Raw genomic sequence first — 6,560 nt, forward strand, 5'->3', positions numbered from 1 at the left:
CCGGCAGTCACTCCGAGGCCTTCACCAGTTCGCGCATGCCCTCTTCCACCGAGATCTTCGGCTCCCAGCCGAGGATCTCGCGGGCGCGGGTGATGTCCGCCGCGCGGCGGGAAACGAGCACGTCACGCTCGTTGAACAGCGGCTCGACGTCGACCCCGACGGCGTCGATGAGGATCTTCGCCAGCGTGGCGATCGAGGTGTCGATGCCGGTGCCGATGTTGATCGGCACTCCTGCCTGCTCGGACTCGAGCGCCGCGACGACCGAGCGGGCGAGGTCGGTGACGTGCACGAAGTCCATCGACTGGTCGCCGCGGCCGTCGATGACCGGCGGCTGGCCGGCGCGCAGGCGCTGGATGAAGTGGTTGATCACCGACGTGTAGTAGGCCTCGATCTTCTGGCCGGGGCCGTACACGTTGAAGAACCGCAGCGCGTTCCAGGAAAGGCCCTTGGTGCGCTCGTAGAAGCCGAGCATGTCCTCGCCCGCGCGCTTCGAGATGCAGTACGGCGTGAGCGGCTTGAGCTCGTCGTCCTCGTGCATCGGCAGCCGCTTCGGTTCGCCGTAGACGGACGCGGTCGAGGCGAACACGATCCGCTCGACACCCTCGTCCGCCGCGGCGGCGAAGACGTTGTGGTTGCCGACCATGTTGATGTCGATGGACTCGTGCGGATCCGCGACCGACTTGTTGATCGACACGGTGGCGAAGTGGATCACGTGCGTGCAGCCACGCATGGCCTCACGCACGGCGCCGCCGTAGCGCACGTCCTTCTCGACGAGTTCGACCTTGCCGGTGGCGATGAACTCGTTCACCCTGGCGCGGTCGCCACGCGTCATGTTGTCGAGGATGCGGACGGTGTAGCCGCCTTCGATCAGCATCGGGATGACGTGCGCGGCGATGAAACCGCCGCCCCCGGTGAAGAGGACCTTCTTGTCGGGCATTTCTCTCCTAGCTCGCCCACGCGACGCTGACGGTCTCGATGACCCGGTCGACTTGGGCATCGGTGAGGTTGGCGTGCATGGGGATGGCGAGGTGACGGGCGAAGAGGTCCGCCGAAACCGGCAAGGTCTGCGTCTTGCCGTAGATGGGCTGAAGATGCGAGGCGTAGGTGCCGAAGTTGCACTGCACGCCCTGCTCGCGGATCCGCAACGCGAGCGCGTCACGGTCGATCTCCGGGGCCACCGTGAGGATGTAGGCCTGCCACGGGTGCTCGCGATCGGGCAGTTCCACGGGGACGTCGAGGCCGGGCAGGTTCTCGAAGGCCTCGTGGTAGCGCTTGGCCACCGAACGACGGGCCGAGAGCAGGTCCGGGAGGCGGTCCAGCTGGACGTTCATGATCGCGGCCTGGATGTCCGAGAGCCGGAAGTTGTAGCCCAGTTCGTGGAACTCCGGGATCGGCAGCGCGCCCGAACCCTCACGGGTGATGGCGGGCTCGATGCCGTAGGTGTGCAGCTTGCGCGCGTGCGCGATGAGGTCTTCGCGGTCCGAGACCAGCGCGCCACCCTCGCCCGCGGTGATGCCCTTGCGGCCGTGGAAGGAGAACGCGGCCAGGTCGGCGAGGCTGCCCGCCGGACGGGTCTTGTAGGTCGCGCCCGCGGCGCAGGCGGCGTCTTCGAACAGCCACAGGCCGTGCTTGTCGGCGATCGCGCGGTACTCGTCGAAGTCACCCGGCTGCCCGGCGACGTCGACGGCGAGGATTCCGACGGTGCGCGGGGTGATCAGCGCTTCGATCGACGCGGGGTCGGCGCTCCACACGTCCGGGCGAATGTCGGCGAACACCGGCGTCGCGCCCGCCTGGAGCACGGCGTGGCCGGTGGCGGGGAACGTGTAGTCGCCGACGATGACCTCGTCACCCGGCTTCACACCGAGTACACGGAGGCCGAGGAAGAGTGCGGAGCCACAGTTGCTGGTGGTCAGGGCGTGTGCGGTGCCGACGGTCTTCGCGAAGCGTTCCTCGAAACGGCGGCACGCGGGGCCGGCACCGGCCAGCCAACCGGACCGGAAGACCTCCGCCACCGCGGCGAGCTCTTCGTCGCCGACGGTCGGCTGACCGAGGACGACGGGTTCCTGCGTAGACATACCACTCCCATTGCGTGGGGACCGGCCGAAGTGTATAGACGCCGTTCGGCGGATCTCGGGCGGGCTGGATCCGCCCAGGTCAATACGCGTACCCCGTTAGGGTGCCTTTATGCGATTCGGCGTTCTGGGTGCGACTGAGGTACGCCGCGAAGACGGCACCCTCGTCCCGGTCGGCGGGCCGAGGGTGCGGACGCTGCTCGCGTTGCTCGCGCTGGAGGCGGGCCGGGTCGTCCCGGCCGAGCGGCTCATCGACGGTCTTTACGGCGAGCAGCCGCCGGAAGGCGTGGCGAACGCGCTCCAGTCGCAGGTCTCGCGGCTGCGCGGCGCGCTGAAGGACCTCGCACCCGTCGAGTTCAGCCCGGCGGGTTACCGGCTGGCCGTGGACCGCGACGACGTCGACGTGCACCGGTTCGAGCGGCTCGCCGCCGAGGGCCGTCGCACTCTCGCGGCGGGAGACGCCGCGAAGGCGGCTGAACTGCTTCGCGAGGCGCTCGCGCTCTGGCGAGGTCCGGCGTTCGCGGACATCACCGACGCGCCGTTCCGGGATCCGCAGGTCACCAGGCTCACCGAACTGAAGACGTCGGCGAGCGAGGACCACGTCGAAGCGGACCTCAAGCTGGGGCGGCACGAAGACGTCCTCGCCGAGCTTCGCGAGATCGTCGCCGACCAGCCACTGCGGGAACGACCACGCGCGTTGCTGATCCGCGCACTGCACCGGGCGGGCCGTCAGGCCGACGCGCTCACCGCGTTCGAGGACGCCCGGCGCGTGCTCGCCGACGAACTCGGCGCGGATCCGGGGCCGGAACTCGCCGCCGCGCATCTGGCCGTGCTGCGTGGCGAGACTTCTCCCGGCAGGGAGATGACCGCACCGCTTCCCGTGCAGCTGACCAGCTTCATCGGACGCGAAGGCGACCTTCGGCACGTGCTCGACCAGCTGGACCGCTCCCGGCTGGTGACGCTGACCGGCCCCGGCGGGACGGGTAAGACCCGGCTGGCGCTCGAAGCCGCGGCCGGGATGGACCTCCCGGCGGTGTTCGTCGAACTCGCGCCCTACAGCGAGGACTCCGACGTCGCCCACGCCGTGCTCAGCGCACTCGGCCTGCGGACCGTCCCGGTCGGCGCGGCGACCGTCCAGATGGGGAAAGAGCCGGTCGGCAGGCTGATCGACGCGCTGGCCGACCGGGCGGTGCTGCTGGTGCTCGACAACTGCGAGCATCTTCTCGACGCCGCCGCGAAGCTGGTCGCCCGGCTGCTCGGCGCGGCCGCGGCGCTGCGTGTGCTCACCACCAGCCGCGAACCACTCGGCATCACCGGCGAGGTCGTCTCCCCCGTGCCGCGGCTCGCCGTGCCGCCGCCGGGGACGTCGCCCGGCCGGTCGCTGGAGTTCTCCGCCGTGCGGCTGTTCGCCGACCGCGCGCGGGCGGGCGACCCCGGATTCGCCGTCGACGACACCACCGCGGGCGACGTCCAACGCGTCTGCGCCGCACTCGACGGGCTGCCGCTGGCCATCGAACTCGCCGCGGCCCGCGTCCGGACCCTCCCGGTCGGCGAGATCGCCGCCCGGCTGGATGACCGCTTCCGCCTGCTCTCACGCGGCAGCCGGGTGGCCGAGACGCGCCACCGCACGCTGCGCGGCGTCGTCGAATGGAGCTGGGACCTCCTGGAAGAGGACGAACGGCTGCTCGGCAGGCGGCTGACCGTCTTCGCGGGCGGCACCACCCTCGCCGACGCCGAAGCGGTCTGCGACGTGCCGGATATCGCGGATCTGCTGCCGTCCCTCGTGGACAGGTCGCTGGTCGAACGCACCGGGGACCGGTACCGGATGCTCGAAACCATCCGGGCCTTCTTCGCCGAAAAGCTCGCCGAAGCGGGCGAAGCCGAGGAGATCCGGCGCACGCACGCCGAGCACTTCCTCGCCCTCGCCGAGGAGGCCGACCCGCGCCTGCGCACTGGCGACCAGCTGCGCTGGCTCGACCGTCTCGACGCCGCCTACGACGACCTCCTGGCCACGTTGCACTGGGCTTCCGAGGCGGACCTGCGGATCGCACTCCGGCTTTCGGCCGCACTGGTGACGTACTGGTGGATGCGCGGTCGCCGATTCGAAGGCTCGACGTTATGCCTCGAAGTGGTCAAACGGCTCGGTCCGAAACCGGGAGAAGGCCTTGAGGAGCAATACCAGCTCTGCGTGCTCAACGCCGCCGCCGGAGCCCGCGGCCACGAAGCACTCGACCGGCATCTTCCGGTGGCGGACGACCTCGTGCGGAATATGGCAAGGCCGCCGAAGAATCCGGCGTTACTGATGTTGATGGGGGTGGTGACCGGGCCGCCCGGTGACGACGACGAGCTGCTCAAACGCGGTCAGGCCCTGTTGGCGCGCGGTGACGCGTGGAGTCTCGCGCTGGTGCCGACCGGATATGGGCTGCGCCTGTTGATGCAGGGCGAGCTCGAACGGGCTGAAGGGCTTCTGCGCGAAGGGGCGGCGGCGTTCCGAGCCCTAGGCGAACGCTGGGGTCTTTCGATGACACTCGACCATCTGTCGCAGATCCTGATCTGGACGAACCGGCAGGCCGAAGCCCTCGAAGTGATGAATGAGGCGCTCCGGCTGATGCGGGAGCTCGGCGCGTCCGATGACAACGCGGACCTGCTGTGCCGTCGCGGTGGCAGCAAACTGCTCCACGGCGACGCGGTGGGGGCGCGGGCGGACTTCGAACTCGCCATCGAGATCGCGCGCCGCTCCGGGATGCCCGAAACCCGGGCATTCGGGTACGTCGGCCTCGCTTCGCTCTCGCGGCACGGAGGCGATCTGGCCACGGCCCGCGCGCTGAGCGAACTCGCGCTTTCGGAGTGTTCCGGCCGCTCTTTCACGGCCGAAGGGGCCCGTGCCGGCGCGCGGATCTCGCTCGGCTGGGTCGCCATCGCCGAGGGCGACACCGACCGGGCGGAGGAGCTGCACCGGCTGGCGCTGAGGTCGGCGGATCAGTGGAACGACAGCACCACCGCGGCCTGTGCCGTCGAAGGCCTCGCCGGTGTCGCGCTGCTCCGGGGCGACCCCGAGCAGGCGGCGGTCCTGATCGGCGCCGCGGTGACCGTGCGGGGTACGCCGTTCGCCGTCGATCTGGACGCCGCCCTGCTCCGTTCGAGCGTGCGGGAGCGGCTTGGGGACGAGTTCGACCGGGCCTACCGCAAAGGGCTCGGCATCCGCGGTGCCGCTCAACTGGCGGGGTTGCCCAGCGAGTCGTGAGCGGACCGCGTCAGCTGGATCCCCTGCGGCGCGAACCGGCCGACGGCCTCGGTCAGCAGACGCGAGTCCAGTTCGCTGTCGTGCACCGCGACGTACAGCGGCGCCGCGTTGACCGGCAGCGCGCCGAGCCGGGTCATGCCGGGGCCGACCGGGTCGATGGTGAGGTGGGTGACGTCGCGCCAAGGCACGATCGTCCGCTCCACCCGGACGCCGACCGCGTCCAGTTCGAAGAGCACCCACTGCTGGTCGTGCAGTGACTTCACGTAGGCGATGGTGCCGACGCCACCGGCGATCACGACGATCCGCAGCGGGCCGGGCGCCCCGATCGCGCCGAAGAGCGCGGCCACGGCGAAGAAGGCCACGAGGAGACCGGTCAGCTTCGCGGCGCCGACGAGGCCCGCGTTCGGCTTGTGCACCCGGAAACGCACGGTACGCATCAGCTGTTTGGTCAGCGCGCCACCGCCGATGGCGGCGGCCAGCCCGGCCAGCGTCGCCACCAGCGCGCCCGGGGAGAAGTCCGCGAGAACGTTGTAGCCGGCGACGAGGGCGACGAATCCACCCGCGACGGTCAGGAGCAGGGCACCCTTACCCTTGCGGATGTCCCGCTCGCGCTGGTCGAGCGCGGCCTGGTCAGGAGAGGCGACAAAGCCGCCGTCGATATTCCTCATCGGGCGTCACGCTGCGCTGCTGCGGCGGAGGTGCGGCGCTCACGCTGGCGGCGGTCGAGGACGTAGAGGACGCCGCCGGCGATGGCGCTCAGCGCGGCGTAGCCCAGGTCTTCGAGGCCGTCCTCCGGGTAGCCGGTGGAGAACTCGCTGATCGCGAGCGCGATGAAGAGGACACAGAACACGCCACCGGCGATCATGTAGACCTTGTTGCCGATCATGGGATTCCCTCGCTTGTCGTTGCGGTGATGAAGCAACTTTCGCGCGGGGCACATGACATTCCGATGACAAGCACCGGCATCCGGTCAGCCGTCGGTGCGTGGGCCGTCACCGGTCGCGGACAAGTTCCCGCCATGACCCACCTCGCGGGATCTCCCGAAGGAGCGACTGCGCCCGTCGACCACGGAATTGCTGCGCTCGGGCCGGGGGCTGCGGGCACCCCTGAGTGCACCTCCCCTGAACCAAGCGCGTGAAGGCCCCCTTCCCTCGGGTCAGCCGAGGGAAGGGGACCTTCACGCGGCTCAGCCGAGGGAAGGGGACCTTCACGCGGCTCAGCCGAGGGAAGGGGACCAGATATGA

Annotated in this window: 5 protein-coding genes; 1 reads left to right on the plus strand and 4 read right to left on the minus strand. The window is 70.1% G+C overall.

Going from position 1 to position 6,560, the window contains the following annotated elements:
- Positions 1–7: 7 nt before the first annotated feature.
- Complete coding sequence (locus tag AB0M65_RS14735) at positions 8–937, minus strand: NAD-dependent epimerase/dehydratase family protein (protein ID WP_364026930.1); 930 nt, start codon at positions 935–937, stop codon at positions 8–10.
- A gap of 7 nt (positions 938–944) precedes the next feature.
- A complete protein-coding gene (locus AB0M65_RS14740; RefSeq protein WP_364026933.1) occupies positions 945–2,075 on the minus strand; it encodes a DegT/DnrJ/EryC1/StrS family aminotransferase in 1,131 nt (376 codons plus the stop codon).
- Positions 2,076–2,184: 109 nt separating this feature from the next.
- Between AB0M65_RS14740 and AB0M65_RS14745 the strand changes: the two genes are divergently transcribed.
- On the plus strand, positions 2,185–5,316 hold the full coding sequence (locus tag AB0M65_RS14745; protein WP_364026936.1) for a BTAD domain-containing putative transcriptional regulator: 3,132 nt from the start codon (positions 2,185–2,187) through the stop codon (positions 5,314–5,316).
- Here AB0M65_RS14745 and AB0M65_RS14750 read toward each other — a convergent pair.
- A complete protein-coding gene (locus tag AB0M65_RS14750; protein ID WP_364026939.1) occupies positions 5,286–5,984 on the minus strand; it encodes a hypothetical protein in 699 nt (232 codons plus the stop codon). The genes AB0M65_RS14745 and AB0M65_RS14750 overlap by 31 nt on opposite strands.
- Positions 5,981–6,202 (minus strand): hypothetical protein, encoded by a 222-nt coding sequence (locus AB0M65_RS14755; RefSeq protein ID WP_364026942.1) that lies wholly within the window; start codon positions 6,200–6,202, stop codon positions 5,981–5,983. The genes AB0M65_RS14750 and AB0M65_RS14755 overlap by 4 nt, the downstream gene beginning before the upstream one ends.
- Positions 6,203–6,560: the final 358 nt, after the last annotated feature.

This window comes from Amycolatopsis sp. NPDC051071, from assembly GCF_040682875.1.
Classification (GTDB): Bacteria; Actinomycetota; Actinomycetes; order Mycobacteriales; family Pseudonocardiaceae; genus Amycolatopsis.

Coding starts and splice junctions, on each gene's coding strand:
- AB0M65_RS14735 (WP_364026930.1), bottom strand. CDS start 937: ATGCCCGACAAGAAGGTCCTCTTCACCGGGGGCGGCGGTTTCATCGCC.
- AB0M65_RS14740 (WP_364026933.1), bottom strand. CDS start 2,075: ATGTCTACGCAGGAACCCGTCGTCCTCGGTCAGCCGACCGTCGGCGAC.
- AB0M65_RS14745 (WP_364026936.1), top strand. CDS start 2,185: ATGCGATTCGGCGTTCTGGGTGCGACTGAGGTACGCCGCGAAGACGGC.
- AB0M65_RS14750 (WP_364026939.1), bottom strand. CDS start 5,984: ATGAGGAATATCGACGGCGGCTTTGTCGCCTCTCCTGACCAGGCCGCG.
- AB0M65_RS14755 (WP_364026942.1), bottom strand. CDS start 6,202: ATGATCGGCAACAAGGTCTACATGATCGCCGGTGGCGTGTTCTGTGTC.